We start from the raw sequence: 25,362 nt of genomic DNA on the forward strand, positions 1-25,362 counted from the left end.
ACGCAAGGCTTGCACCACCGGTCTCTCATTTTCTACTGAGCTGGCCCCGACCTTGCCCTGACTTCTCCCCGAACTTGATCGCCCGCCATGACCCAGACTGCTGCTGCTTCCGCCACCCTGCTCGATACCCTGCCGCCACCCTCGGCCACCTCCACCTCCACCTCCACCCGCCTGGTCGCTCGCATCCGCGACGAGGCCGAGGCGCTGGCCGCTGCCCGCAAGTTGGCCGAGGATTTCCGCCGTGAAGCCGGCCTGCGCGACCGCGAACGCAAGCTGCCCTGGGACGAGCTGGAGCGCTATGTGCGTTCCGGCCTGTGGGGCATCAGCGTGCCGCGTGAATACGGTGGTGCCGGTGTGTCCTATGGCACGCTGGCCGAGGTGATCGCCATCATCTCCGCTGCCGATGGCTCGCTCGGACAGATTCCGCAGAACCACTTCTATGCGGTGGAGCTCATCCGCGTCAACGGCAACGAAACGCAGAAACGCTTCTTCTTCGAGCGCGTGCTGCAGGGCGACCGCTTCGGCAATGCCCTGGCCGAGCTGGGCACCCGTACCTCGCACGAGCGCAAGACCAGTCTCACGCGCAACCCGCACGGCCCCGGCTACCGCATCAATGGCCGCAAGTTCTACGCCACCGGCGCACTCTATGCCGATTGGGTCCCGACCTCGGTGATCGACGAACAGGGCGTGCAGCAACTGGCCATCGTTCCGCGCCATGCCGCCGGCCTGACCGTCATCGATGACTGGTCAGGCTTCGGCCAGCGCACCACCGGCAGCGGCAGTGCCGTATTCGACAACGTGCAGGTCCCGGCCGACGCCGTGATCGGGTTTGCCTCGGCCTTCACGCGCCCGACCCAGATCGGCCCGCTGGCGCAGATCCTGCACGCCGCCATCGACCTGGGCATCGCCCGCGCCGCCTATGCCGACCTGCTGGAATTCGTGCGCACCCGATCGCGTCCCTGGATCGACAGCGGTGTCGAACGCGCCGGTGACGATCCGTTGACCCTGCGCGAAGTGGGCGACCTGACCATCCAGCTGCATGCCGCCGAGGCATTGCTGCAGCGTGCCGGCGACCGGCTCGACACCGCCGCCGCAGAGCCGACCGAGGACAGTGTGGCCGCTGCCTCCATCGCCGTGGCCGAGGCGCGGGTCTTGACCACCGATGTCTCGCTGGCCGCCGGCAGCAAGCTCTTCGAACTGGCCGGTTCACAGGCCACCCTGGCGGAGCACAACCTCGATCGCCACTGGCGCAATGCCCGTACCCACACCCTGCATGATCCGGTGCGCTGGAAATACCACGCCATCGGCAACTACGTGCTCAACGGCCAGAAGCCACCGCGTCACGGCGCGCTCTGAGCCATCCGGGAGCCATCATGAGCAGTAAGGAAATCCGTCTCAACGCATTCAACATGAACTGCGTCAGTCACATCAACCACGGCCTGTGGACGCATCCCCGCGACCGCTCGCAGGACTACACCGATATCGCCTATTGGACCGGCCTGGCGCGCCTGCTGGAACGCGGCAAGTTCGATGGCCTGTTCCTGGCCGACATTGTCGGCGTCTACGACGTCTACCAGGGCAATACCGACCTCACCCTGCGCGAAACCATCCAGTTGCCGGTCAACGATCCCATGATGCTGGTGTCGGCCATGGCTGCCGTGACTGACCACCTGGGTTTCGGCATCACCGCCAACCTGAGCTACGAAGCCCCGTTCCTGTTCGCACGCCGCATGTCCACCCTGGATCACCTGAGCAAGGGCCGCGTGGGCTGGAACATCGTCACCGGCTATCTCGACAGCGCCGCCCGCGCCATGGGCCTGCACGAACAGCTGGAACACGACCAGCGCTATGACCGTGCCGACGAATTCATGGAAGTCGTCTACAAGCTCTGGGAAGGCAGCTGGGAAGACGGTGCCGTGCTGCGCGACCGCGCGCGCCGCATCTATGCCGACCCGGCCAAGGTGCACAAGATCGCCCACCATGGCGACTACTATCACGTCGAAGGCATCCACCTGAGCGAACCCTCGCGCCAGCGCACCCCGGTGCTGTACCAGGCCGGTTCTTCCGGGCGTGGTCAGGCCTTCGGCGCGCGTCATGCCGAGTGCGTCTTCATCTCCAGCCAGAGCAAGGATGCCACCCGCAAGCTGGTGCAGAGCATCCGCGACGGCGCCGTGCGCGAGGGGCGCGATCCGGAGGCGATCAAGATCTTCATGGGCCTGACCGTGGTCACCGGCCGCACCGAACAGGAAGCCCAGGACCGCTATCGCGAATACGCCAGTTACGCCAGCCCGGAAGCCGGCCTGGCCCACTTCTCGGCCGGCACCGGTATCGACTTTTCGCGTTACGACCTGGATGAACCGATCCGCCCTGCCAAGACCAATGCCATCCAGTCGCTCACCAAGACGGTCACGCAACCGGAGTCGAACTGGACCAAGCGCAAGCTGCTGCAGCAACTCGAACTGGGTGGCCGCTATGCCAGCATCGTCGGCACCCCGGATCGCATCGCCGACGAACTGGAAAGCTGGGTCGCCGACACCGGCATCGACGGCTACAACCTGACCCGCACGGTGACGCCGGAGAGCTTCGAAGACTTCGTCGACCTAGTCATCCCGGTATTGCAGGAGCGCGGCTCCTACAAGCGCGAATACGCACAGGGCAGCCTGCGCGAAAAACTCTTCCAGCGTGCCGCGACCCTGCCGCAAGAGCACGTAGGCGCGGGCTTCCGGAGGGCCGCTGCGGTCGAACACGCCTGATTCCACCCCGGGTGCTGACGCGTGTTGGCACATGCGCGCAGCACATATGCAAAGCGGAAATGATTCCTTCCGCCCCGCTTGAGCGGTCGCTACATTGGACCTTTTTCAATCGGGGAAGAGAATGAAGTTCAACGCAGCGAAATGGATTTCCGGCATCGCCCTGTGCGCGCTCGCCAGCATCGGCGGGACGGCACAGGCCGCACCGGATCAGGTGATCCGCGTCGGCGTCACCAGTGGTCCGCACGCACAGATCTTTGAGCAGGCACGACGCGTCTTCGAACGCGACAACCCAGGCTACAAGGTCAAGATCATCGAGTTCAACGACTACATCCAGCCCAACGCCGCCCTCGATGCGGGTGAACTCGACGCCAACAGCTACCAGCATCGCCCCTTCCTCAATGCCCAGATCAAGGCTCGTGGCTACAAACTGTATGCCGAGGGCAAGACCATGATCGGCCCGATGGCGATCTATTCGAAGAAGTACCGCAAGCTTGAGGACGTCCCCACCGGTGCCAAGATCGGCATCCCCAACGACCCCGCCAACGAAAGCCGCGTGCTGTTGCTGCTGCAGAAGCATGGCGTCATCAAGCTGCGCGCCGGCATCGACCCGCTCATCGGCACCAACGCCACCCCCATCGACATCACCGAAAATCCGAAGAAGTGGAAGTTCGTCGAGATCGACGCTGCGCAACTGCCACGCACGCTGGACGACCTCGATGCCTCCGCCATCAACGCCGACTATGCTTCCAAGGCCGGCTTCAATCCCGCCCGCGACAGCCTGGTGGTGGAAAGCGGCGACAGCCCCTATGCCTGCCTGATCGCTGTGCGCGAGAAGGATCGCGGCCAGCCATGGCTGGGCAAGCTGGTGCAGGCCTACCAGTCGCCGGAGGTGAAGCAGTACATCGAGACGGAATTCAAGGGCGGGATTCTGGCGGCGTGGTGACATCGGCAGGATCGATCTCGCAGTAATTTTGGACGCGGTGCGAAATGTTTTGACACCGCGGCCTTTCCAAGAGGATTTGCCTTTTTCCAGCAGATATTCGCTTACCTTCCCGATGGCGCGTCGAACCCCAGGATGACGCTAACATCGACAATCACATCGGAAGGCAGGCACATGAGGAATTTCTTTCGGAAACTCTGGCGGGATTTATGCAAAGGTGAAATCCACTCCGCACCTGTGGCGTGGGAGGTATTCAGTATCGGACTGCTATTGCTTATCGCCCTGTTTGTCGGTGCGGAGCGGCTGGTGGCCTATCTGTTGCACTGACCGCAGGACCAGTCCTGCCCTCGCGTTTCGGTGATTGCTCTTGAGCGGGTAAAATGCTGGCTCCCCCAGCGCGCCACATTTCATGGCGCCTGGTCCCGAGACAAACATCAAACCGCACATGAGCTACACCCCCAGCCGCCCCATGGGCTACGGCTGCCTGATCCTGAGCATGTCCATGGTGGGCGCCTATGTGGCGCTGACCAAACCGCTGGCGGCGATGCTGCCGGTGTTCCTGCTGGCCTGGCTGCGCTTTGGCATCGGCGCCATCGCCATGCTGCGCTGGCTGAAGAAGCCGGCCGATGAAAAGCCCCTGAGCGCGCAATCGCGCTGGCTGGTCTTCCTCGAATCCTTCCTCGGCAATTTTCTCTTCACGCTGTGCATGATCACCGGTGTGTCGATGACCAACGCGGTCTCGGCCGGCGTGATCATGTCGGCGATTCCGGCGGTGGTGGCGGTGATGAGCTGGGTCTTCCTGAAGGAGAAGATCAGCCTGCGCGTCTGGGGTGCGGTGGCCTGCGGCGCCATCGGCATCGGGTTGCTGTCGCTGGCCAAGGATCATCACGGAGCAGCGGCCGCAGCCAGCCACGGACAATACGCGTGGCTGGGCAATGTGCTGGTGTTCTGTGCGGTGCTGTGCGAGGCCGCCTATGCGGTCATCGGCAAGAAGCTGACCGCCGTGCTCACGCCCAAGCGCATCAGCGCCGTCATCAACCTGTGGGGGCTGTTGCTGATGACGCCCATGGGCCTCTATACCGCGCTGCAGTTCGACTTCGTCTCGGTGCCCGCCAACATCTGGCTGTTGCTGGTGTTCTACGCGCTGGCGGCCAGTGTGTGGACCGTTTGGCTGTGGATGACCGGCCTGAAGGTGGTGCCGGCCGCGCGCGCGGGCGTGTTCACGGTGATGCTGCCGATATCGGCTGCCGTGGTCGGTGTGCTGGCGCTGGGCGAGAACCTGTCGGCGCTGCAGGCCACGGCCTTTGCGGTGGCCCTGGCGGGAATGTTCCTGGCGACCTTGCCTGGCCGTTCCAGTTCTGAAAAATTACCGCTGCATTGAGCGAGGAAGACATGAATCAAGCCAAGCGCCCCTCCGGCAAATCACCCTCGAACGCACCCCGGAAACCGGCGGCCGGCCAGTCCCGGCCGCCGGCCAAGCCGGCCGCCCAGGGCCCGGTCCGCGACAAGCCCCGCACCCACGTCTCCACCGAGGCGGCACGTCGGCGCCAGCATCAGGCCCACGCGGCCTCGCAGAGCCTGGACGAAGACGAACTGCGTGTGCAGCAGATGGTGGCCCTGGCCAGCGCCGTGGCCGCCAGTGCGCCGGACCGTCGCGGTCGCCGTACCGGCCAGGATGAGCTGGAGCGCATGGTGCGCAATATCCTGCGCGAGCGCGACGACGATACCCTCTACGAAGCACTGGAACAATTGCGCTACGACGATCAGCGTGGTCATGCCTTCCTGCGCGAGGTGGTGGAAGAGGGCGCGGACATCATCGTGCTGCGACGGGGAGAGAAGGAGCTGGAGATCAACGCCTTCCTGATCCCGCTGCTGGTGCGCACCCGTGGCGGCCTGAAGGAAGCGCTGGCGCTGGCCGATGGCGATGCCTTCGATGCGCTGCGCACCAGCCTGCAGGAGGCCGGCCTGGAAAGCCCCGGCGCGCGCGTGGTGCTGGTCCACCATCTCTATCATCCTGAAGAAATCAATGCGCTCAGCTTCAGCGAAGTCGAGGCCATGAACCGCGACGCCTTCGCCTCGCTCACCGACAAGAAGATACTGAGCGTGCCGGCCATCGAGCGCAGCATGCGCGGCTGGCCGGAGAGCGCCTTCGGAGCTGACGATGAGGCGCTCGAATTACGCTTTCTGCTGGGCTTCGCCTTGAAGGATGTGGACGATCCCTTCTATGCCATTCCGGCGGAAGAGGCGGCAGCCGATGCCTATTTCGAAGCGCGCGCGCAGCGCTTCCGCCAGTGGAGTGAGCAGATCACGCCGCTGATGCAGCGCTGCCTGACCGGGCAATCCGGCGAGGCGGCGCAGTGCCAGCTGCACTTCCTGTACCAGGACCTGTTCCACGGTGCCAAGCACACCGGCAATGCGGAATATCGCACGCTGCAGATGCTGTCGGAACTGGAGGCAGGGCTGGCGCAAGCAGGTGCGCAGGCCGCGCAGGCCAGCGCCTTCTTTGCCATCGACGATGCAGAGGGCGAGATCCAGCTGCAGGTCGTGCTGCGGGGCGCGCAGGGACTCCTGGCGCGTTCGGTACAGCCTGTCGACGGGGATGTGCAGGTGGCCCTGTTCGATGCTGCCGATGCCGTCGCTTCGCTGGGTGTAGCCGCAGTGAAGCTGGCCGAGGCGATTGATGCCGATGGCCTGCCGCTGCGCGAGCGCGATTTTCCGAAGGCCTAGTCCAGCAGCGCCTGCAAGCTCACGCCCGTGGGCTGGCAGCGAAAATACAGGTCCACCTGCATCGGTCGCCAACCGCGCACCAGCTGGCGCAGGTCGGCCTGCATCTGCTGCCGGCCGCAGAAGTCGCGGGCCTTTTCACGCGCTGCTGCAGTGAGGGCAGGGATGGACATGGTGTAGCTCACGCCCGTGGCCGAGACCTGATAGAGCTCGTCCTGCCCGGCGCTGACTTCGCTGAAGTTGGCGCAGCCACCCAGGGCGACGGCGCTCAGGCAGGCGAGCACGATGCCGCCCCTATGCTGGCTGGTTTGTTCAATACGCATGAAATCCCCCCGTTGACTGGTCCTCGCGTGTGTGTGCATGGCAATCGTGGCATTGCCGTGCGGCATCGATGCGAGAGGTCCCAGATTAAGCGTGCGAGTTTCCGTGGAGCGTCGGCCTTACCCGGTTTTACCCGGATGGCGTGGCTGTAAGAAAATCTTCAACCGGGCTTGCACGCATGCGCAGGCTGTCAGATTTCGTTCAACGGTGTGAGTCCGCCACTGTTTGTGCGGTAGCCGGGAAATTTTTCCTGCCTGCTGGGAGGCAGCCCCACTCGGGTCCCTGCTGCCGGCAATTGCCCGGGCGGGCCGCCTGCGGCTGGGCTAAAATCGTCGACGCCGTCCGGCGTGGGCCGGGCGCAGACCACTTGCGCAACGCTGCCGTCCACGCGGCGGCCGCGCCATCCGCCAAATCAGGGAGAACAGAGAAATGACCAACCGTCGCAGTTTCATCACCAGCGTGGCCGGCCTTGCCGCTGCCAGCGCCATTCCGAATGTCTTCGCCCAGGCCGCCGCTGCGACCGGCTCGACCGAACCGACCCTGGCCCGCGTGCAGCGTACCAAGACCCTGCGTATCGGTGCCGTGCGTGGTGCTGCGCCTTACTACAACAAGGACCTGGCCAGCGGTGAGTGGGGCGGTTTCATGATCGATTTCGCCAAGAGCCTGGCGGCCAGCCTGAACGTCAAGCTGGACATCACCGAAACCACCTGGGGCAACTCGGTGCTGGATCTGCAGACCCACAAGATCGACCTGTTCTTCGGCATGAATCCGACGCCGGCACGCCGCGAGGTGATCGGCTTTACCGAACCGCTGTTCCTGAATGCCTTCACCGTGGTCTCCAAGAAGGAATTCAAGACCTGGGCCGAGCTGAACAAGCCGGAAGTGAAGATCGCCGTGGACATCGGTTCTTCGCACGACCAGATGATCAGCCGTGTCTGCCCCAATGCCACCATCGTGCGCCTGGAGAAGGCCGACGATGCCACCCTGGCGCTGCAGACCGGTCGTGTCGATGCGCAGGTGCTGGTGTGGCTGCTGGCGCTGAACATCCTGAAGAAGAACCCGGCGCTGGGCAAGATGTACGTGCCGCAGCCGCTGGAAGCGACCTCGACCAACATCGGCGTCCCCAAGGAAGAGGACAAGGCCTGGGTCGAGACCATCAACAAGTGGATCGTGGCCGAGCGTGCTGCCGGCAAGATCAAGCCGACCGTGCTGGGCAACCTGCAGAAGCTCTCCGGCGTGAAGCCGGAAGATGTGCCGCCGCAGATTCCGCTGTAAGTACGGGCCGGCGTCCCGCACGCCAGCACTCGGACCGCACCAGCGATGGTGCGGTTTTTTTTGCCTGTACAGGACCGGGTTGAGAACTTTGCTTGATTCGGGGGAGGGGTGGAACTGCCCGTCGAAGGCCGGGCGTTTGTCGTCAATTGAGGCGCTTGAATTCGCTGGAGCGGATCACCACTTCCAGCAGGGTCTCGAGCCTGATCATGCGCTCGGTCAGATTTTCTATCCTGGCCTGTTGCTGGCGGATCGCTTCGCTTTGTCGCGTGACCTTGTCTTCCAGTTTGATGATGGCGGTCAATGCCGTCCACAGCCGCCCGGTGAGACCGAACATCAGGACCTCGCCGCGCTGACCTGCCGTTGCGCCTCCAGTGCCGCCAGGCGGGCGTTGCTGGCGGCAACAAAGTCCAGCGTCTCATCGATGGCGGCACAAGCCCGCTCGGCAGCCTGTCGGGCCTGGCTGGCCAGTTCGCCCAGCGCCTCATCCATCTGTCCGCCTTCGTAGGCCAGTGCGCCCTTGCACATCAGGTCCGGTACATCCAGGCCGAGCCTGCGCGCCTTGGCGGAAATGACCAGCTTTTCACGGGTGGTCGCCCTGACCACGATGGTTTCGTTGGCAGACGTTTTCATTGCGTTTCTCCTGAAAGGACGGTTGCGGGAAAGCGGTACGCTGCCTGATCCAGATAACCATGTCGAGTCGGCACTGGTTAAACTGTACAAGAACTCGATTTTTTTCAGCGCCCATTCCGCCTGTCGATGGCACCTGAAATGAAAATGGCGCGCCACCGAAAACGGGTGACACGCCATTCTCATGAGTTACGTTGAACGTAATTCAGTGTAACCAGAAATCAAGCATTGAAACGTGACAGGAAGGCCTGGGTCGCCGCCTGCTGCGGATTGTCGATCACCTGCGACGGCGGTCCGGCTTCCACCACCACACCGTCGCGCATGAAGACGACCTGGTCCGCGACTTCACGGGCGAAGGCGATTTCGTGCGTGACCAGGATCATGGTCATGCCATCGGCGGCCAGGCTGCGGATCACGTTGAGCACCTCGCCCACCAGTTCCGGGTCCAGTGCCGAGGTGGCTTCGTCGAACAGCATCACGTCCGGTTGCATGGCCAGGGCGCGGGCGATGGCGACGCGCTGCTTCTGGCCGCCCGAGAGCTTTTGCGGATACATGTCGGCACGGTCTGCCAGCCCCACCTTCTGCAGCAGTTCCATGGCTTGCGTGCGAGCCTGCGCCTTGGGCGTGCGCAGTACGGTGACCATGCCTTCCATCACGTTCTCCAGCGCCGTCATGTGCGGGAACAGGTTGAAATGCTGGAACACCATGCCGGTGCGGGCGCGGAACGCGGCCAGTTCACGATCCTTGGGCAGGCGCGACTTGCGGCCGTCGAATTCGAAGTGGCGCTCGCCGATGCGCACCGCGCCCTGGTCGGGCACGGTCAGGAGGTTCAGGCAGCGCAGCAGGGTGGACTTGCCCGAGCCGGATGGCCCGATCATGGCGACCACGCTGCCCTTGCCGATCTGGATGGAGATGTCCTTGAGCACCACGTGCTCGCCGAAGGCCTTCTTGAGATTGCTGATCTGGATCATCGCGTTGGCGTTGTTGTTGACCTGGGTGTTCATCCTGTTCTCCTCAACCATGCTGCGCCGACAGGCGATTTTCCAGGCGCTTGGCCCAGATGGTGGCCGGCAGCAGGATGATGAAATAGATGATCGCCACCAGCGTGTAGATTTCCAGCGGACGATAGGTTTCGTGGGCGATGATCTGGCCCTGGTACAGCAGGTCCGGCACGGCCAGCACCGACAGCAGCGAGGTGTTCTTCAACTGCATGATGGACTGGTTCACCAGCGGCGGGGTCATGCGCTTGAAGGCTTGCGGCAGGATCACGCGCTTCATCAGCTGGAAGCGCGTCATGCCCAGTGCCCAGCCGGCTTCGGACTGGCCCAGGTCGATGGAGACGATGCCGCCGCGGATGATCTCGGAATAGAAGGCGCCGCCGTACAGCGCCAGCGACAGCATGGCGGCGGTGCCGGCCGACATCTCGATGCCCAGCAGCACCGGCAGCGCGTAGTAGAACCACACCAGTTGCACCAGCACCGGGGTGCAGCGGAACACTTCGACGAAGGCCCGCAGCGGACCGGAGATGAAGGGGTTGGTGGACAGCCGACCCAGACCGACCACCAGGCCCACCAGCAAGCCAAGGGCAATACAGGCAACCGTATAGCTCAGCGTATAGACGAAGCCGATGCCGATGATGCTCCTGAATTGCCAGAGCGAGCCGAAGTCCCATTGATACATCTGTGTTTTTCCTTGGTTACGAAACGCGTGATTCCAGCGAAGGGCGGGGGCCGGCTCCGTGGAAGAGGGATGCCCGCATCGCATGCACGAACCATGCCCTGTGCGCCCGGGGCGCATGCTGGCATGGGTCAGGTAGAAGGTCGGACATGGGAAGGGGCGTCATCACATGGACCAGCATGGCCGGTGGCGCATGCCGTGAATCCTGCAAATCCGGCCATTGTAATGGAGAACGGTCGGCCGGCACATCGCGCAGGACAGCAATCGACAGCCCGCAAGCCCACGCCGCGACTGGCTTTGGCTAAAATGGCGGGATTGCGCTGACGTGCATTCGCGTCAATTCCCGGCATCCGGGAACGCGCCTTCTTTTCTTCAGGACCATGAGCGCATCTTCCCCCGCCATCGATGGCGAAACCGTCCGTACCATTCTCATCACGGGCGCTGCCCGCGGCATTGGCGCGGCGGTCGCCACCACCGTGGCCGCGCCCGGCGTGGCCTTGATCCTCCATGCGCGCAGCGAGTCACCCGAGCTGCAGGCGGTGGCGCAACACTGCCGCGCTCTGGGTGCGCGCTGCACCCTGGCATTGGGCGACCTGGCCGATCCGCAGACCGCCGCGCATCTGCGTGATACGGCGCTGGTGCAACACGGGCGCCTGGATGCGCTGGTGGCCAATGCCGGCTTTGCCGATCGCAAGCGCATCGGCGAGCTCTCCGAGGCGGACTGGTCGCGCTCGCTGGATGCCTTGTTGAGCGGCTTCTTCCGGCTGGTCACGGTCTGCCGCGAGCCGTTGATGGCCAGTGGACAGGGCAGGGTGGTGGCGGTGAGTTCCTTCGTGGCCCATGTGTATCGGCTGGGTGAGTCGGGCTTCCCGGCATCGGCGGCGGCCAAGGCCGGCATCGAGGCGCTGGTCAAGTCACTGGCGGTGCAACTGGCGCCGGCAGGCGTGACGGTCAACGCGGTGGCACCGGGTTACGTTCAGAAGAGTGATCCGGCCAAGTCGGCCATCGATCCGGCAGCCTGGCAGGCGGCATTGGCGCGCATTCCCATGCAGCGCCTGGGCCAGCCGCAGGAGATTGCCAACGTGATCGGCTTCCTGCTGAGCCCAGCGGCGTCCTATGTCACCGGTCAGGTGTGGCATGTGGATGGTGGCCTGACGCTGTAGTGCTCATGCTGCTATCCACAAAATAATTTATAAGATTTACGTCATTCATCTTTCTTCGAGAAGTCCAAACCATGCGCATCATCGTGCTGGGCGCCGGCATCGTCGGCGTCACCACTGCTTATTTCCTCCGCGAGCGCGGCCATGAAGTGGTCGTGGTCGAGCGCCGCGCCGAAGTGGCGGCCGAGACCAGCGTGGGCAATGCCGGACACGTCTGTCCGTCCTACGCCACGCCCTGGGCCGCACCGGGCATGCCGGCCAAGTCGCTGAAGTGGTCGGTGCAGAGCTGGCTGGGCATCGAGGCGGCGCTGCGCTTTACACCGCGCCTGGATGCGCACCAGTGGAAGTGGTTGCAGCGCTTCCTGGCGCAATGCACGCCTGAGCGCTATGCCATCAACAAGGCCCGCATGGGGCGTCTGGCGCGCTACAGCCATGGCCAGTTGAAGCAGATCCGCGAACGCCTGGACATCCGCTACGAACAGACCACCGGCGGCAACCTGCAGCTGTTCCGTACCCAGGAGGGACTGGACAATGCAGGCCTGTCGACCCGGGTGCTGGCCGAAGCCGGCGTGCCTTTCGAATTGCTGGATGCCGATGGCTGCGTGGCCTTCGATCCCGGCCTGCACGCAGCGCGTCACGAACTGAAGGGGGGGCTGCTGCTGCCCCTGGACGAGACCGGCAACTGCCCCTTGTTCGCGCGCGCCCTGGCGGCCTGGCTGCAGGCGCACGGGGTGGAGTTCCACTTGTCCACAGAGGTGCAGGCCATCGAGGTGGCCGGTGGTCAGGTCAGCGGCGTGCGCACCCGGAACGCCACGCTGCGCGCCGATGCCTACGTGGTGGCCTGCGCCAGTGCCTCGGTGCCGATGTTGAAGCCGCTGGGCCTGGACCTGCCCATCTATCCGGTCAAGGGCTATGCCATCACGGTGCCGGTGGCCGACCCTGCCAGCGCGCCGCGCAGTGGCGTCATGGACGAATACTACAAGGTGGCCATCACCCGCATGGGCCAGCATATCCGCGCCGCCGGCACGGCCGAGATCGGCAGCTGGGACACGCGCGTCACGCCGCGCGATTGCGCCACCGCACTGAAGTCGCTGAAGAATCTTTATCCACAGGGCGCCGATCTGGCCAAGGTGGAATACTGGGCCGGCCTGCGACCGATGACCCCGGACGGTGCGCCGCTGATCGGTGCGACCCGTTATCCGAATCTCTGGCTCAACGCCGGGCATGGTTCCAATGGCTGGACCACGGCCTGCGGTTCCTCGCGTCTGATCGCCGACAAGATATCGGGCGTGGCCAGCGAGATCGAGAGCGCCGACCTGGAGCCGCATCGCGTGATCTGAGTGGAGCGTCGCCGGGCTGCCGTCAGCGATCGAACAGGGCGTCGACGTTGGCGCCGTTGCTGAAGGTACTGACCGCCCAGCCGGCCGGCGCCTTGTAGAAGATGAACATCCAGGGGATGGCCTGGCGCTCGGTCTTTTCGATGTAGGTCAGCTTGATGAGGGATTCACCGACCTTTTCCGAACGGATGAATTCATAGCCGACCGAATTGCCGACCAGGGCTTCGATGGCCATGCGCGAACTGCGGGCGTTGGTGCGGGCAGTTTCGAAGGCGCGGATGTCGACCAGCGCATACGGCGAGAGCATGCCGTAGGCGTCGTCGGTACGGCCGGCACCGGCCTGGGCCATGACCTTGTCGGTCAGGGCGCGCACCTCGGTTTCGGACTTCAGGGTATCGGCCTGCGCGGCCGGCAGCACGACCAGGGCCAGCGCGGCCAGCAGGGTGCGGGGGATGAAAGCGGACATGGAAATCTCCTTGTGGGCATGGCACAGGTGGCCACAGCCGGCTATTGTGCCAGCACCGTGGGCCATGTTGCATCCGTTCGTGCCGGCGCGGCTTTGCGTCTTGCTGCCTGCTGTAAAGCGCGCAAGCGGCCAGCGTAAATACAGGTAAAACGGAACAGTCGCCCTGCCGTGCGCCGCTATGATGGGCAGCCTGTGATCCGGCCACCCGCGCCATGCGGGATGCGGCACATCGGATTGCGCTCGGGGGAGAGCATCATGCGCACCATCATCACTGCCACCTTGCTGGTTTCATCGCTCGCGGGTTGCGTCGTCACTTCCGGTAATGCCCTGGTGGATGCCGTGGGCCTGGTGGGCTCGGCGGCGTCCAGCGTCAAGGCGATGACGCCCAACACGACCCAGAATCCCATCGTCTACAGCAAGGATCCGATCCGCGATGTCTGCATCGAGTGGAATGGCTCGGTGGCCCTGAGCGATTTCGTGCCGGGCCTGCAGGGCGAGCTGCAGAAGCACGGGGTGCAAAGCCGGGTCTATGATGCCGGTACCCAGGCGCTGGCCTGCCCAGTGACGCTGAGTTACGTCGGTTACGTCAAATGGGATACCAAGGTCTTCACCGATGCCTATACCCCCTATCTCACCTATGCCGCGCTGACCCTGCGGCGCGATGGTCGCGTGCTGGGTACGGCGCAATACCGGCTTGGCTCCTTCGGCCAGGACAAGTGGGCGTCTGCCGGTGACAAGCTGGCGCCCCTGATCGATGCGCTGTTCCCGGGCAATCCCATCGTGGCGGACAATTCGCCGGACAACATGCGCGGTGCCGCCAACGGTTTCTGAGAAAAGGGGCGGGGCGCTCGTCTGGCCCGTACATCCAACGCTATCCAGTACGCAATGAAAAACGGCAAGCCAGGCTTGCCGTTTGTCTTTTGTTGCCTTCGCTGTCAACGTGCTTACCAGATCGTCAGTAGGCGGCGGAAGAAGTTGCCATCGGTGCTGGCGTCGGCAATGGAGCCGCCGCCGACCTGTTCCAGCCGGGCATCGGCGACGTTGGAGGAGGCCACGATGCCGCCCCGGATATCGCGTGTGCGCACCACGCCCGAGAAGCGCAGCGTGTTGATGTTGCCGTTGACGCCGATGCGTTTTTCACCGGCCACCACCAGGTTGCGGTTGGGAAGCACTTCGACGATGGAGACCATCAGCGTGCCGCTCATGGTGTTGGTATTGCTGCTGTCACCCGAGCCCTTGAAGGTGTTGTTGCCGGAGGCCGAATAGTTGGCGTCGTAGAGTTGGGTGAACAGGCCGCCCAGCGGCGCGCCCGAGCCGGGTCCCTTCTGCGTGAGGGAGCTGTCGCGGCTGTTGTTGGTGGCGGCCTTGTTGCTGCTGCTGATCGACTCGGAAATGTCGATCTTGATGATGTCACCGACGTTGTAGGTGGTCGGCTCCTCGAACAGCTGGGCGCTGGAAACGCGGAAGATGGCGCCATTGTTTTCCACGTTGGGCACCTGATAGGCAGGGCGTACGCTGGTAGGTCCGTTGACCATCGGTGCCGGGCTGTTGCAGGCCGACAGCGAAACGGCCAGCGCGCAGGCGCCGGCAAGGCGAAACTGGAATGACATGACGATCCCCCGTTGGACGGCCTGGCTGGATGCCCGGCGCGCGTGGCCACCGACGCCGTTGCAGGCGTGGCGGCACTGGCAGGGATGATGGTGGGTAACGGTGTAAGCAGCGGTTAGGTCCTTGTAAAGTGCGGCAAACAATCTTCAACGAGAGTTAAGTGCAGACCTTGCGGGCCGGTGGATTGACTCGGGCTTGACGCAGGTTGGGCGGCAATGCGCTCGCGCATTTCCGTGCATAATGGCGCCACTCCCAACTCTGCGATCCCGTCGTGCGTGATCGCATACCATCATGGCAACAGAAAAAAACCAGGCCGCGATGAGCGCCGAGGCAGCCGCAGCCGCACCGACGATGCATGATCAGTTGGTCTCGGCCCGTATTCGCCAGCGCATCAAGGCGGCTGGCGTGCGTTTCCACGCCAACGACAATATCGCCGCCTTCATCAAGGAAGGTGAACTGGAGCAGTTGCAGGCGGAGGTGCAATCCAAGCTGGCCGCTGTCCTGGAGAGCCTGGTGATTGATGTCGAGAGCGACCACAACACCCAGGACACCGCCAAGCGCGTGGCCAAGATGTACCTCAACGAAGTCTTCAAGGGCCGCTACCAGGTGGCGCCGCCGGTGACCGAGTTCCCCAACATCGAGCGTCTCAACGAGCTGATGATCGTCGGCCCCATCACGGTGCGCAGCGCCTGCTCGCACCACCTGTGCCCGATCATGGGCAAGGTGTGGGTGGGGGTGATGCCCAATGAGCATTCCAACCTGATCGGCCTGTCCAAGTATGCCCGCCTGCTGGAGTGGGTGATGAGCCGTCCGCAGATCCAGGAAGAGGCGGTCTCGCAGGCGGCCGACCTGCTGATGCAAAAGCTGCAGCCTGACGGCCTGGCCATCGTCATGGAAGCCGACCACTTCTGCATGCACTGGCGCGGCGTCAAGGACGTGGAGTCGAAGATGATCAACAGCGTCATGCGCGGCTCTTTCCTGCGTGACGCCAACCTGCGCCGTGAATTCCTGGCGCTGATTTCTCAACGTCAACGAGGTTAATCATGCTGGTTCGTCTGATCTATGCAAGCCGCGCACGCGAGACCATCACCCACGAGACCATCGAAGGCATCCTGGCGGCGTCGCGTCAGCGCAATCCGCAACAGGGCATCACCGGGGTGCTGTGCTATAGCGATACCATCTTCGTGCAGGTACTCGAAGGCGGACGCGATCAGGTCAACCGACTGTACGGCCGGCTGCTGGGCGATGCGCGACATCAGGACGTGATCCTGCTGGCCTATGAGTCGATCGACGAACGCCAGTATTCCTCCTGGACCATGGGCAAGATCCGGCTGGACAAGATCAATCGTTCCCTGCTGCTGAAGTATTCGGTCACCGGTGAACTCAATCCCTACGAGGTGTCCTGCTGTTCCACCGTGGCACTGTTGAATGAGCTGGCCTCGACGGCGGCATTTGCGCAACGTGACTGAACCGGGTTTGCGGCAGCATTGACATAGCAACGGCGCCAGGGACGAAACTGGCGCCGTTTCTTTTTGGGCGGGCCCTAGAGCAGGTCGATGCTGGGCAGGCTGCGGATGCCCCACTTGGCCGGGTCGGCGTAGGCGACGATCTTGTCGCTGCCGTGCGCGAGGTCGACGATGTCGGACTTCAGCGGCATGCGGCTGGTGGTCGAGTAGAACACCTTCACGCGCGGCGTGAGCAACTGGTCCGGACGCTGGTCCACCACCACGCCCAGGCGACCCGACTGCAGGATGACGCAGGAGCCGGTCGGGTAGATGCCGATGGCCTTGACGAAGGCCTGCATCGTCACCGGGTCGAAATGCCCGGCACTGCTGGCCATGTGGCGGATCGAACGGGCCGGGTCCCAGCCCGCCTTGTAGGGACGATTGGAGGTGATGGCGTCGTAGACGTCGCATACCGCTCCCATCTTGGCCATGATGGAAATACCGTCGGACTTGAGATTGAAGGGATAGCCGCTGCCATCGATCTTCTCGTGATGGTGCAGCGAGACGTCCAGAGGGACCTCGCCGATGCCTTCGATCTGCTGCAGGATGCTGTGGCCTTGTACGGTGTGCGAACGGATGGAGGCGAACTCTTCTTCGGTCAGCTTGGCCGGCTTGTTGAGGATGTCCAGCGGTACGGCCATCTTGCCGACGTCATGCAGCAGCCCCGCCATGCCGGCCTGCCTGGTCTGCTCCTGCGTCATGCCCAGCTGGTTGGCCAGGGAAATCATCATGGCGCAGACGGCCACCGAATGCATGTAGGTGTAATCGTCAGTGGTCTTCAGGCGGGCCAGACTGATGAGGGCGTCGGCGTTGCGGGAGACCGAGGAGGTGATCTCGGTGACCAGCTCGGCGGCATCCTTGACGTCCACCGCCTTGCCCATGCGCGCTTCGGAAAACATGTTGAGCACGGTGGACTTGGAAGAGGAAATGATGCGTGCCGCACGTTCGCGTTCGACCGCGGACTCGGTGCGCTGGACCGGCTTGCGCACGGCCACGGCGACCGCTGCGGTAGGGGCATGCTCTTCGTGAACATCTTCCGGGTCGTCTTCCAGGTGGTCCGGCGCAATGTCGCGGCCCTTGGCGGTATCGATGGTGACCTCGTCGATCGGACAGTCGCGCAGCGTCTGCAGGTCTTCCAGGCTCTCGATCTTGAAGGATTTGCGCCAGAAAGGATGACTGATCCATCCCCCGGGGATGGAGTGGACATACATGCCCAAACGCAATTGTTCTAAGGCGATGGATTTCAACATATCGAATTCAGGTCTGTGCCTGTCACTGTTTCCCGCTTTGAAAGCGGTTCGATTTACCTGATGAAATGACGCCTATTATTGGTAGTGTCTCCCACGTGGCAGAACTCGCTTGCATGGCTAAGCTAGCTGAAATTATCGTAACAGAATGCGTTTTGCTTGAGGTCGATTAAGCGGGGATTAACGGTCGAAATTTCCGTTTGCGCTCGCCAATGTTGGTGTGTGGAAAAGAGTGAGAATGCAGCGCCCGCCGAAGCTGACAAAATGCTGAGGAAAGATAGCCGCCGCCTGAGAATCCGGCAGGCCGCGGCCGTGAGGAATGGTGAGAAAAACTTATTTTTTCAACGGTGGTGCGTAGGGATTCTTGGTCAGCAGACGCAGGAAGCTGGCAATGCACGCGACCCCTGCAAAGGCGGCGCCGAAGCCCAATGCCAGGCGCGAGCCTTGCGTTTCGGAAAGATTGAAGCATAGCGCGACCAGCGCTGCGCCCACGCTTTGACCGAGCAGGCGGGCTGTGGCCACGATGCCGGATGCGCCGCCACTGCGATGGGGGGGCGCACTGGTCATCAGCGCTTTCAGGTTGGGTGACTGGAAGAAGCCAAAGCCCATGCCGCACAGAAGCATGCGCCAGCTGATTTCCCAGACGGTGGGTGCGGCCGGCATGAAGGTCATCGACAAGAGCCCGGCGCACAGTAGCGCCAGACCGACGCCACCGAGGATGCCGACCGGATAGCGGTCCGACAGGCGTCCCGCGATGGGGGCCATGATGGCCACGGCCACCGGCCAGGGCGTCATCAACAGGCCGATCTCGACCTGGCTGCGTCCCAGGTCATGATGGAAGAAGAAGGGGAGCGAGACGAAGGCCAGGCCTTGCGCGGCGAAGGAGCAGATGGCAGTGACCGTCGAGAGTGAAAACATCGCATGGCGGAACAGGTCCACCGGCAGCATCGGCGCCGGATGCGACAGTTCGCGCTTGAGCAGGAACAGGCCGCAGACAATGGCGGCCGCCAGTTCCAGTCCGACCACGCTGGCCTGGGCCTGGTGCGCGCCTTCGCCGATGGCCAGGATCAGCAGGCCGAAGGCGGCGGCGTTGAGCACTGCGCTGCGCAGGTCGAAGGTATGGGTGGACAGCGTGGTATGCGGCAGCGAGGGCAGGGCCAGTACCACCGCCAGCACACCCAGCGGCACGTTGACGGCGAACAGCCAGGGCCATGGTGCGATGGCGAGGATGCCCGAGGCCACCGAGGGGCCGACCGTGAAGGCGATGGCGACGATGAGCGTGTTCAGTCCCACGCCGCGGCCCAGCGAGCGGGTCGGATAGATGAAGCGGATCAGCGCGGTGTTGACACTCATGATGCCGGCCCCGCCCAGTCCCTGGAGGAAGCGCGCCATCACCAGCGTAGGCAGCGACCACGCCACTGCACACAACAGTGAGGCCGCGGTAAACAGCACCAGTCCCCAGACGTAGATACGGCGATAGCCGACGATCTCGCCCAGCGCCGCCAGGGGCAGCAGCGACACCATCATCGCCAGCTGGTAGGCGGTCACGATCCAGACCGAGGCGGCCGGGGTGGTGTTGAGGTCCAGCGCCATGGCTGGCAGGGCGGTGTTGGCGATGGCGGTGTCGAGCGTGGCCAGGCCGACGGCGATGCCCAGCGCCAGGATGGCGCGGCCGCGCTGGTCGGGCGGCAAGCCTTCCCCTGCGATGACGATGTGGTGTTTGGGATCAGTGGCGCCGGGGGAGGAGGGCAGCGTGGACATGGGTCTTGGGTATCTGGCGAAGGTGTGCGTGCTGGCGTGGCACCGGATGCCGGAGCTCTGCCGCCGCTTGTTTGCTCTTGGAATCCTGCAATGAAGACAGGTGCAGCCCGGCTGGGCGGCGCCGCACAATGATAGCGGGGAACGTGCAAGCGCGCTGGCAGCGGTCACGAGCGGGGCGGCTGCGCTATGATGGCGGTTTGCGCTGGCGTGGCTGGCGCGTTTTGATCACGGAGTCATCAGCATGTCCAAACAGCAGTTGTCGGAGCGCCTGTGCGCGTGGATCGATCAGCATTTCGACGAGGAGGTCGGCGTGCTGCAGCAGTTGATCCGCATCCCCACCGATACGCCCCCCGGCAACAATGCCCCGCACGCCGATGTGGTGGCCGAGCTGGTGCAGGCTTGGGGCTGGAATGCCGAGAAGTTTCCGGTGCCGCAAGAGCAGGTGCGTGACTATGGCATGCAGAGCATCACCAACCTGATCGTGCGCCGCCCCTATGCCGAGGGCGGCCCGACGCTGGCCCTGAATGCGCATGGCGACGTGGTGCCGCCGGGCGAGGGCTGGTCGCATGACCCCTACGGCGGTGAAGTGGCCGATGGCCGCATCTATGGCCGGGCGGCGGCGGTCTCCAAGAGTGACTTCGCCAGCTATATCTTCGCTACCCGCGCGCTGGAGGCGCTGGGCGCTTCGCTGCGCGGTGCGGTGGAGCTGCATTTCACCTACGACGAGGAGTTCGGTGGCCTGCTCGGCCCCGGCTGGCTGCTGGAGCAGAAGCTGACCCAGCCGGATTACGTGCTGGCGGCCGGCTTCAGCTACAACGTGGTGACCGCCCACAATGCCTGCCTGCAGTTCGAGGTGACCGTGCATGGGCGCGCCACCCACGGCTCCATGCCGGAGACCGGCCACGATGCGCTGCAGGCCGCCAATGCCGTCCTCAATGCCATCTATGGCGCCTTGCCCGGCCTGAAGGACATCCGTTCCTCCATCCCCGGCATCAGCCATCCGACCATGATCGTCGGCCGCATCGATGGTGGCACCAATACCAATGTGGTGCCGGGCAAGGTGGTGCTGAAGATGGATCGTCGCATGATCCCCGAGGAAGACCCGGCGCAGGTCGAGGCCGGCGTACGCAAGCTGATCGAGGATGCGGTGGCGGGGCTGCCGGGCATCCGCGTGGAAATCCGCCGCCTGCTGCTGGCGCGCGCACTGCGCCCGCTGCCGGGTCACGAGAAGCTGGTGCAGAGCCTGCTGCGCAATGCCGAGACGGTCATGGGCGAAACGCTCACCACCAACGGCTCGGCGCTCTATACGGACGCCCGCCTGTACGGCGAGCATGGCATCCCGGTGGTGCTGTTCGGCGCGGGTCCGCGCACGCTGATGGAATCCAACGCCAAGCAGGCCGACGAGAACCTGGCCCTGGACGACCTGCGCAAGGCCACCAAGGTGGTGGCGCTGATGCTGTTGGACTTCCTCGGGCCGCAGGACTGAGTGCGACGCCCGGCGGGCGCGACTTGAAGTTGCCCGCCGGGAAGTTGGCCGGATCGCCGCCGGATCGACAAATGATTACAATGTGTGCCCGCGCGCTGATGGCTGACGTTTCCTGTCGACATCTCCCGGGCCGGGAGGCTTCCTGCTTGCCCGGGTAACGAAGCAAGTCTTGAGGGACCGAGATCAATCGCATGTTGAACGCCATCGAGCACACCCATCCGCCCCCATCGGCAGCCACGCGCAAGCCCGGCTATCTCGGCTTGTCGTTCCGGCAATTGCTGCTGGCGGCGTTCCTGCTGATTGCGGCCCTGCTCAGCGGTACCTCCATCCACGCCCTGTTCACGCTGGACCGCATGTCGGCCAACAGCCGGGACACGGCCCGGCAGGCGGTGCAACTGACCGAGGCGGCACAGCGCCTGGCCGAGCGCACCGTGGCCATGGAGCGCAGTGCGCGCCAGTACCTGGTGCTGGACGACACCGCTTTCCACGACCGTTTCAACGAAGCGCGCGACCAGGCCCGGCAGGCGGTGGATGAGCTGTCCGACGCGTTGCCGATGGCACCGCGGGAAATGTTCAGTCAATGGGGCCTGTATGTCGATGAAGCGGCGGCCGTGCTGGAAGCCGATTCGCGCAAGGACAAGGGCGAGCAGGCCAAGCTGTTCCAGGACTTCGCCCGCCTGCCGGCACTGAACGAGCGCATCGCGCTGGAAAGCCGGCGCGAGGTCGATCGCCGCAACAATGCCCTGTCCGCGGCCCTGGAACAGCAGCGCCAGCTGCTTACGGCCCAGGTGGTGGGCGCCATCGTGCTGGCGGTGTTGCTGGCGTTCTGCTTCGGCCTGTGGCTGTCGCGGCCGATGGCACGGCTGGAGCAGGCCATCGGGCGCCTGGGCGACAATCGCTTCGATCAGCCTATCGACGTGCGCGGCCCGGCCGACATCCGTCGTCTGGGTCAGCAACTGGACTGGCTGCGCCAGCGCCTGGCCGATCTGGAGGCCGAGAAGTCGCGCTTCCTGCGCCATGTTTCGCATGAACTGAAGACGCCCCTGTCGGCCTTGTGCGAGGGTGCGGCGCTGCTCGATGACGGCGTGGCCGGCCAGTTGAGCGAGAACCAGCGCGAGATTGCCCGCATCCTGCGTCAGAATACGCAGTCGCTGCAGACCCAGATCGAGGACCTGCTGCGCTATAACGAGGTGTCCTTCGATGCCCAGCGCATCCATCCGGTGCCGGTCGACCTGCGTGCCTTGCTGCACAAGGTGATCGATGACCAGCGGCTGCAATGGCTGGCGCGCCAGCTGAAGGTGGAAATCGAAGGGGCGGCACGTACCGTGGTGGTGGACCCCGAGAAGATGGCCATCGTGCTGGCCAATCTGCTTTCCAACGCCGTACGCTTCAGCCCCGAGGGCGGGTTCATCCGTTTCATGCTGACCGAGGCGCCGGGCCTGGTGCGGGTCGAGTGCATCGATCAGGGGCCGGGGGTGGCGCCGACGGACGCGGCCCGCATCTTCGAGCCGTTCTATCAGGGCCTGCACCAGCCTCCGGGCGCGCGCCGTGGCAACGGTATCGGCCTGTCGGTGGTGCGCGAGTATGTGCAAGCCCATAGTGGCAAGGTCTATCTGGTCCCGCGTGAGGGCGGGGCGCATTTCCGAATCGAGTTGCCTGATGAAAAATAAGATCCTGATCCTGGCTTCCTGCGTGGTGCTGGCGGCGTGTACGGCGCAGCCGCAAGCACCCACCTCGACCGTCCAGCTCATCCAGTCCAGCAGCAACATCGACGAACTGCTGGCCTATAACGCCCAGTTGCGCAAGATGTCGCCGGCCGAACTGGGGCGCGAAGTGCAGCGTTTGAACGCCTATCCGGCCGGCCCTGCCACGACGGTTCGCCGTGCGATGGCGCTTTCGCTCACCCGGGACCCCATCGATCTGGCCAAGGCCGAAGCCCAGCTATGGAACGTCATGGCCGATCGCAGCGTCGAAGCGGAGAAGCTCAAGCCGTTGGCGCAGTTGCTGGCAGGTCATTATGCCGATCTGCGCCGGGTGGCCGACAACGCCGAGAAGTCTTCGGTGCAACTCAAGGAAGCGCAGCGCAAGGTAGACCAGCTCAATGACAAGCTGGAAGCGCTGAAGAACATCGAACGGACCCTGCCGGCCGGCGGCAAGTAAGGCCAGCGTCGTCGGGGCCCGTTCCATTTTTACTGGAACTGGAGTCCCGATGGGAAAAACTGCCCCCCTGATGCTGGTCGATGATGATCCCGACTTGCTGCGCCTGTTGACCCTGCGCCTCAACGCCAGCGGTTACCGCATCCTGGCTGTGGAAAGCGCCGAGGCTGCCCTGGCGCAGCTGGCCATTGCATTGCCGGCACTGGTGATCACCGATGTGCGGCTGCCGGGGATGGACGGTTTGGCGCTGTTTGCGGAGATCCGCAGCCGCTATCCGGCCCTGCCGGTGATCCTGCTGACCGCGCACGGCACCATCCCCGATGCGGTCGATGCGACGACCAAGGGTGCTTTCGCCTATCTCACCAAGCCATTCGATGGTCATGTGTTGCTGGACAAGGTGGCCCAGGCGCTGAGTCTGTCCGCACCGGCCCAGGAAGCGCCGGACGAGGCCTGGCGCGTCGATATCATCAGCCGCAGTCAGCGGGTCGACGAGTTGCTGGCCGAGGCGCGCCTGGTGGCAGCATCCGATGCCAGCATCCTGATCCGTGGCGACAGCGGCACCGGCAAGGAGCTGCTGGCCCGTGCCATCCACCGGGCCAGCCCGCGGGCCGACAAGCCGTTCATCGCCGTCAATTGCGGCGCCATTCCCGAGCAACTGCTGGAGTCTGAACTGTTCGGCCACGTCAAGGGCGCCTTCACCGGAGCGGTTGAACATCGGGAAGGGCTGTTCCAGGCGGCCGACGGCGGCACCCTGTTCCTGGACGAGATCGGCGACATGCCCATGGCATTGCAGGTCAAGCTGCTGCGCGTGCTGCAGGAGAAGACCGTGCGCCAGGTGGGCGCCAACCAGTCCGGAGAGGTGGACGTACGGGTGATTTCCGCCACCCATCGCGACCTGGAGGCGGCCATGACCGAAGGTCAGTTCCGCGAAGACCTGTATTACCGGCTCAACGTGGTGACCTTGCAGTTGCCCGCCCTGGAAGAGCGGCGCGAGGATATCGCCCTGCTGGCCAATCATTTCCTCAAGAGCATCGCTGCCAAGTATCCCAAGCGCCTGACCGGGTTTGCGCCGGATGCGCTGGAGGTGTTGAGCCTGGCGCATTGGCCCGGTAATGTGCGGCAGCTCTACAACGTGGTGGAACAGGTGTGCGCGTTGTCGACAGCACCCTTGATCCCCGCCACGCTGGTGCAGCGGGCATTGAGGGTACCGACCCTGGACCTGCTGCGCTATGCCGAGGCCAAGCAGAAATTCGAGCGTGATTATCTCGTCCGCCTGCTGAAGCTGACCGATGGCAATGTCTCGGATGCGGCCAGGCTGGCTGATCGCAATCGCACCGAGTTCTATCGCTTGCTGCAGAAGAACGGACTTGATCCGCGGCGCTTCCGCGGCGGGGAGGAGCCCGTCGCCATAGAGCGACAGGATGGAATCCTTTGAAAACAAGGGCTTACGTGGAAGAGGCCGGTGGTACGTCGTGGCAAGCCGACGGAAACGAGGGGTTTGCTGCATGGTTTGAGCCTGTTTCCACCCACTTGAATTGCTAAGTGATTGATTTAAAAGGAAGATCTTCTGCTGGCATGGCCTTTGCGACTAGGGCTGCAAGTGCTGCTCTATATAGAGACTTTCAGAGCAGAGTCGGAATGAGTGAATTGACTACAAGGAGAACGCCATGAAAAAGACCTTCGCTTCCCATCTGCTGGCCGCCAGCCTGCTGGTGATGACCGCCGCGCCTGCTGTCCATGCTGCGGATACCTCGCGGGCCGCCGCGCCCAGCGTTCAGAAGGCCGGGACATATATAGATGACTCAGTTGTTACCGCCAAGGTCAAGGCAGCATTGGTCGAGGACAAGCAGATTTCAGCCATGAAGATCAGCGTCACTACCAAGGATGGCGTTGTCACCCTCAAGGGGGCGGTGCCCAGTGCCGAGCTGGGGCAACATGCCTTGCAGTTGGCAGCCGGCATTGAAGGCGTACGCGACGTCAAGAGCGACCTCATCGTGAAGGCCGGATAAGCGCGCCAGGTAGGGGCGCAATTGAGACGAGCGCCTTTGCCGAGTCCCAATCAAGAAGAGAGCGGGCCGTCCCGTCAGGGATGGCCCGCTCTCTTTTGGATTCATCAATTCGCGCCGCGAAGGTCCTGTAATCCATGATGGGCTTGGGTTTGCGGGCGATTGTCCCGGTCGGCTTTCTGGATTGGCTAAATTATTTTCGAATATTTTTCAAAAAGTGCTTGCGCGGTGTGAGGGGCGTTGCTATAGTTCGCCCCCTGCTGACGCGACACACGAAGCGAAGTTGAAAAACAGAGCGACGAAGGTGGGCGA

General features: G+C 63.8%; 25 protein-coding genes. 16 read left to right on the forward strand and 9 right to left on the reverse strand.

Annotated features, from left to right (window positions below):
* Positions 1 to 87: 87 nt before the first annotated feature.
* The 5 genes from BTM36_RS27295 (at position 88) to BTM36_RS27315 (ending at position 6,420) form a co-directional block, all read left to right on the forward strand.
* Entirely contained in the window at positions 88 to 1,356 is a 1,269-nt protein-coding gene (locus tag BTM36_RS27295; RefSeq protein WP_077238616.1) for an SfnB family sulfur acquisition oxidoreductase, read from the forward strand.
* 17 nt (positions 1,357 to 1,373) lie between these two features.
* Complete coding sequence (locus tag BTM36_RS27300) at positions 1,374 to 2,753, forward strand: LLM class flavin-dependent oxidoreductase (protein ID WP_077238617.1); 1,380 nt, start codon at positions 1,374 to 1,376, stop codon at positions 2,751 to 2,753.
* Between the two features lie 121 nt (positions 2,754 to 2,874).
* Positions 2,875 to 3,696, forward strand: coding sequence for a MetQ/NlpA family ABC transporter substrate-binding protein (locus tag BTM36_RS27305; protein WP_006463399.1), 822 nt, complete (start codon positions 2,875 to 2,877; stop codon positions 3,694 to 3,696).
* A 442-nt stretch (positions 3,697 to 4,138) separates the two neighbouring features.
* Positions 4,139 to 5,074, forward strand: coding sequence for a DMT family transporter (locus BTM36_RS27310; protein WP_077238618.1), 936 nt, complete (start codon positions 4,139 to 4,141; stop codon positions 5,072 to 5,074).
* 11 nt (positions 5,075 to 5,085) lie between these two features.
* A complete protein-coding gene (locus tag BTM36_RS27315) occupies positions 5,086 to 6,420 on the forward strand; it encodes a DUF2863 family protein (RefSeq protein ID WP_077238619.1) in 1,335 nt (444 codons plus the stop codon).
* On the opposite strand, the gene BTM36_RS27320 is transcribed toward BTM36_RS27315, so the two are convergent.
* Entirely contained in the window at positions 6,417 to 6,740 is a 324-nt protein-coding gene (locus BTM36_RS27320) for a hypothetical protein (protein ID WP_006463396.1), read from the reverse strand. The two genes, BTM36_RS27315 and BTM36_RS27320, sit on opposite strands and share 4 nt — an antisense overlap.
* Before the next feature lie 427 nt (positions 6,741 to 7,167).
* Between BTM36_RS27320 and BTM36_RS27325 the strand changes: the two genes are divergently transcribed.
* A complete protein-coding gene (locus tag BTM36_RS27325; RefSeq protein WP_077238620.1) occupies positions 7,168 to 8,013 on the forward strand; it encodes a transporter substrate-binding domain-containing protein in 846 nt (281 codons plus the stop codon).
* A 142-nt stretch (positions 8,014 to 8,155) separates the two neighbouring features.
* Here BTM36_RS27325 and BTM36_RS27330 read toward each other — a convergent pair whose 3' ends face one another.
* The 4 genes from BTM36_RS27330 to BTM36_RS27345 form a co-directional block, all read right to left on the reverse strand.
* Positions 8,156 to 8,347 (reverse strand): hypothetical protein, encoded by a 192-nt coding sequence (locus BTM36_RS27330; protein WP_006463394.1) that lies wholly within the window; start codon positions 8,345 to 8,347, stop codon positions 8,156 to 8,158.
* Positions 8,347 to 8,643 (reverse strand): hypothetical protein, encoded by a 297-nt coding sequence (locus BTM36_RS27335; RefSeq protein WP_077238621.1) that lies wholly within the window; start codon positions 8,641 to 8,643, stop codon positions 8,347 to 8,349. The genes BTM36_RS27330 and BTM36_RS27335 overlap by 1 nt, the downstream gene beginning before the upstream one ends.
* 218 nt (positions 8,644 to 8,861) lie before the next feature.
* Positions 8,862 to 9,644 (reverse strand): amino acid ABC transporter ATP-binding protein, encoded by a 783-nt coding sequence (locus tag BTM36_RS27340; protein ID WP_006463392.1) that lies wholly within the window; start codon positions 9,642 to 9,644, stop codon positions 8,862 to 8,864.
* A gap of 10 nt (positions 9,645 to 9,654) precedes the next feature.
* Positions 9,655 to 10,320, reverse strand: coding sequence for an amino acid ABC transporter permease (locus BTM36_RS27345; protein WP_077238622.1), 666 nt, complete (start codon positions 10,318 to 10,320; stop codon positions 9,655 to 9,657).
* A gap of 377 nt (positions 10,321 to 10,697) precedes the next feature.
* Between BTM36_RS27345 and BTM36_RS27350 the strand changes: the two genes are divergently transcribed.
* Positions 10,698 to 11,480: an SDR family NAD(P)-dependent oxidoreductase gene (locus tag BTM36_RS27350; protein WP_077238623.1), complete on the forward strand. Its 783-nt coding sequence runs from the start codon at positions 10,698 to 10,700 to the stop codon at positions 11,478 to 11,480.
* Positions 11,481 to 11,551: 71 nt separating this feature from the next.
* On the forward strand, positions 11,552 to 12,817 hold the full coding sequence (locus BTM36_RS27355; RefSeq protein ID WP_077238624.1) for a D-amino acid dehydrogenase: 1,266 nt from the start codon (positions 11,552 to 11,554) through the stop codon (positions 12,815 to 12,817).
* A 22-nt stretch (positions 12,818 to 12,839) separates the two neighbouring features.
* On the opposite strand, the gene BTM36_RS27360 is transcribed toward BTM36_RS27355, so the two are convergent.
* A complete protein-coding gene (locus tag BTM36_RS27360; protein ID WP_077238625.1) occupies positions 12,840 to 13,280 on the reverse strand; it encodes a hypothetical protein in 441 nt (146 codons plus the stop codon).
* Positions 13,281 to 13,535: 255 nt separating this feature from the next.
* Here BTM36_RS27360 and BTM36_RS27365 point away from each other — a divergent pair, with 255 nt between their 5' ends.
* Entirely contained in the window at positions 13,536 to 14,111 is a 576-nt protein-coding gene (locus tag BTM36_RS27365) for a hypothetical protein (protein ID WP_006463386.1), read from the forward strand.
* 113 nt (positions 14,112 to 14,224) lie between these two features.
* Here the strand turns inward: BTM36_RS27365 and BTM36_RS27370 are convergent, their stop codons facing one another.
* A complete protein-coding gene (locus tag BTM36_RS27370; protein WP_006463385.1) occupies positions 14,225 to 14,890 on the reverse strand; it encodes a flagellar basal body L-ring protein FlgH in 666 nt (221 codons plus the stop codon).
* A 289-nt stretch (positions 14,891 to 15,179) separates the two neighbouring features.
* Here BTM36_RS27370 and folE point away from each other — a divergent pair, with 289 nt between their 5' ends.
* Positions 15,180 to 15,929 (forward strand): GTP cyclohydrolase I, encoded by a 750-nt coding sequence (gene folE / locus BTM36_RS27375; RefSeq protein WP_077238626.1) that lies wholly within the window; start codon positions 15,180 to 15,182, stop codon positions 15,927 to 15,929.
* Between the two features lie 2 nt (positions 15,930 to 15,931).
* Positions 15,932 to 16,357 (forward strand): BLUF domain-containing protein, encoded by a 426-nt coding sequence (locus tag BTM36_RS27380; protein ID WP_006463383.1) that lies wholly within the window; start codon positions 15,932 to 15,934, stop codon positions 16,355 to 16,357.
* Positions 16,358 to 16,431: 74 nt separating this feature from the next.
* Here the strand turns inward: BTM36_RS27380 and BTM36_RS27385 are convergent, their stop codons facing one another.
* Positions 16,432 to 17,643, reverse strand: a complete 1,212-nt coding sequence (locus tag BTM36_RS27385; protein ID WP_077238627.1) for an HD-GYP domain-containing protein — start codon at positions 17,641 to 17,643, stop codon at positions 16,432 to 16,434.
* A gap of 330 nt (positions 17,644 to 17,973) precedes the next feature.
* Positions 17,974 to 19,401 (reverse strand): MFS transporter, encoded by a 1,428-nt coding sequence (locus BTM36_RS27390; protein ID WP_006463381.1) that lies wholly within the window; start codon positions 19,399 to 19,401, stop codon positions 17,974 to 17,976.
* 241 nt (positions 19,402 to 19,642) lie between these two features.
* Here BTM36_RS27390 and BTM36_RS27395 point away from each other — a divergent pair, with 241 nt between their 5' ends.
* The 5 genes from BTM36_RS27395 (at position 19,643) to BTM36_RS27415 (ending at position 25,053) form a co-directional block, all read left to right on the forward strand.
* Positions 19,643 to 20,887 carry an ArgE/DapE family deacylase gene (locus tag BTM36_RS27395; protein WP_077238628.1) on the forward strand — a complete coding sequence of 415 codons (1,245 nt, stop codon included), beginning with the start codon at positions 19,643 to 19,645 and terminating at the stop codon, positions 20,885 to 20,887.
* Between the two features lie 191 nt (positions 20,888 to 21,078).
* Positions 21,079 to 22,557, forward strand: coding sequence for a HAMP domain-containing sensor histidine kinase (locus BTM36_RS27400; RefSeq protein ID WP_077238629.1), 1,479 nt, complete (start codon positions 21,079 to 21,081; stop codon positions 22,555 to 22,557).
* Positions 22,547 to 23,047, forward strand: a complete 501-nt coding sequence (locus BTM36_RS27405) for a hypothetical protein (RefSeq protein ID WP_077238630.1) — start codon at positions 22,547 to 22,549, stop codon at positions 23,045 to 23,047. The genes BTM36_RS27400 and BTM36_RS27405 overlap by 11 nt, the downstream gene beginning before the upstream one ends.
* A 49-nt stretch (positions 23,048 to 23,096) precedes the next feature.
* Positions 23,097 to 24,479: a sigma 54-interacting transcriptional regulator gene (locus BTM36_RS27410; RefSeq protein ID WP_077238631.1), complete on the forward strand. Its 1,383-nt coding sequence runs from the start codon at positions 23,097 to 23,099 to the stop codon at positions 24,477 to 24,479.
* 232 nt (positions 24,480 to 24,711) lie between these two features.
* Positions 24,712 to 25,053 carry a BON domain-containing protein gene (locus tag BTM36_RS27415; RefSeq protein ID WP_006463376.1) on the forward strand — a complete coding sequence of 114 codons (342 nt, stop codon included), beginning with the start codon at positions 24,712 to 24,714 and terminating at the stop codon, positions 25,051 to 25,053.
* The last annotated feature ends 309 nt before the right edge of the window (positions 25,054 to 25,362 follow it).

Source organism: Herbaspirillum sp. VT-16-41, assembly GCF_001994935.1.
Taxonomy (GTDB): Bacteria; Pseudomonadota; Gammaproteobacteria; order Burkholderiales; family Burkholderiaceae_D; genus Herbaspirillum; species Herbaspirillum frisingense.

Coding starts and splice junctions, on each gene's coding strand:
- BTM36_RS27295 (WP_077238616.1), top strand. CDS start 88: ATGACCCAGACTGCTGCTGCTTCCGCCACCCTGCTCGATACCCTGCCG.
- BTM36_RS27300 (WP_077238617.1), top strand. CDS start 1,374: ATGAGCAGTAAGGAAATCCGTCTCAACGCATTCAACATGAACTGCGTC.
- BTM36_RS27305 (WP_006463399.1), top strand. CDS start 2,875: ATGAAGTTCAACGCAGCGAAATGGATTTCCGGCATCGCCCTGTGCGCG.
- BTM36_RS27310 (WP_077238618.1), top strand. CDS start 4,139: ATGAGCTACACCCCCAGCCGCCCCATGGGCTACGGCTGCCTGATCCTG.
- BTM36_RS27315 (WP_077238619.1), top strand. CDS start 5,086: ATGAATCAAGCCAAGCGCCCCTCCGGCAAATCACCCTCGAACGCACCC.
- BTM36_RS27320 (WP_006463396.1), bottom strand. CDS start 6,740: ATGCGTATTGAACAAACCAGCCAGCATAGGGGCGGCATCGTGCTCGCC.
- BTM36_RS27325 (WP_077238620.1), top strand. CDS start 7,168: ATGACCAACCGTCGCAGTTTCATCACCAGCGTGGCCGGCCTTGCCGCT.
- BTM36_RS27330 (WP_006463394.1), bottom strand. CDS start 8,347: ATGTTCGGTCTCACCGGGCGGCTGTGGACGGCATTGACCGCCATCATC.
- BTM36_RS27335 (WP_077238621.1), bottom strand. CDS start 8,643: ATGAAAACGTCTGCCAACGAAACCATCGTGGTCAGGGCGACCACCCGT.
- BTM36_RS27340 (WP_006463392.1), bottom strand. CDS start 9,644: ATGAACACCCAGGTCAACAACAACGCCAACGCGATGATCCAGATCAGC.
- BTM36_RS27345 (WP_077238622.1), bottom strand. CDS start 10,320: ATGTATCAATGGGACTTCGGCTCGCTCTGGCAATTCAGGAGCATCATC.
- BTM36_RS27350 (WP_077238623.1), top strand. CDS start 10,698: ATGAGCGCATCTTCCCCCGCCATCGATGGCGAAACCGTCCGTACCATT.
- BTM36_RS27355 (WP_077238624.1), top strand. CDS start 11,552: ATGCGCATCATCGTGCTGGGCGCCGGCATCGTCGGCGTCACCACTGCT.
- BTM36_RS27360 (WP_077238625.1), bottom strand. CDS start 13,280: ATGTCCGCTTTCATCCCCCGCACCCTGCTGGCCGCGCTGGCCCTGGTC.
- BTM36_RS27365 (WP_006463386.1), top strand. CDS start 13,536: ATGCGCACCATCATCACTGCCACCTTGCTGGTTTCATCGCTCGCGGGT.
- BTM36_RS27370 (WP_006463385.1), bottom strand. CDS start 14,890: ATGTCATTCCAGTTTCGCCTTGCCGGCGCCTGCGCGCTGGCCGTTTCG.
- folE (WP_077238626.1), top strand. CDS start 15,180: ATGGCAACAGAAAAAAACCAGGCCGCGATGAGCGCCGAGGCAGCCGCA.
- BTM36_RS27380 (WP_006463383.1), top strand. CDS start 15,932: ATGCTGGTTCGTCTGATCTATGCAAGCCGCGCACGCGAGACCATCACC.
- BTM36_RS27385 (WP_077238627.1), bottom strand. CDS start 17,643: ATGTTGAAATCCATCGCCTTAGAACAATTGCGTTTGGGCATGTATGTC.
- BTM36_RS27390 (WP_006463381.1), bottom strand. CDS start 19,401: ATGTCCACGCTGCCCTCCTCCCCCGGCGCCACTGATCCCAAACACCAC.
- BTM36_RS27395 (WP_077238628.1), top strand. CDS start 19,643: ATGTCCAAACAGCAGTTGTCGGAGCGCCTGTGCGCGTGGATCGATCAG.
- BTM36_RS27400 (WP_077238629.1), top strand. CDS start 21,079: ATGTTGAACGCCATCGAGCACACCCATCCGCCCCCATCGGCAGCCACG.
- BTM36_RS27405 (WP_077238630.1), top strand. CDS start 22,547: ATGAAAAATAAGATCCTGATCCTGGCTTCCTGCGTGGTGCTGGCGGCG.
- BTM36_RS27410 (WP_077238631.1), top strand. CDS start 23,097: ATGGGAAAAACTGCCCCCCTGATGCTGGTCGATGATGATCCCGACTTG.
- BTM36_RS27415 (WP_006463376.1), top strand. CDS start 24,712: ATGAAAAAGACCTTCGCTTCCCATCTGCTGGCCGCCAGCCTGCTGGTG.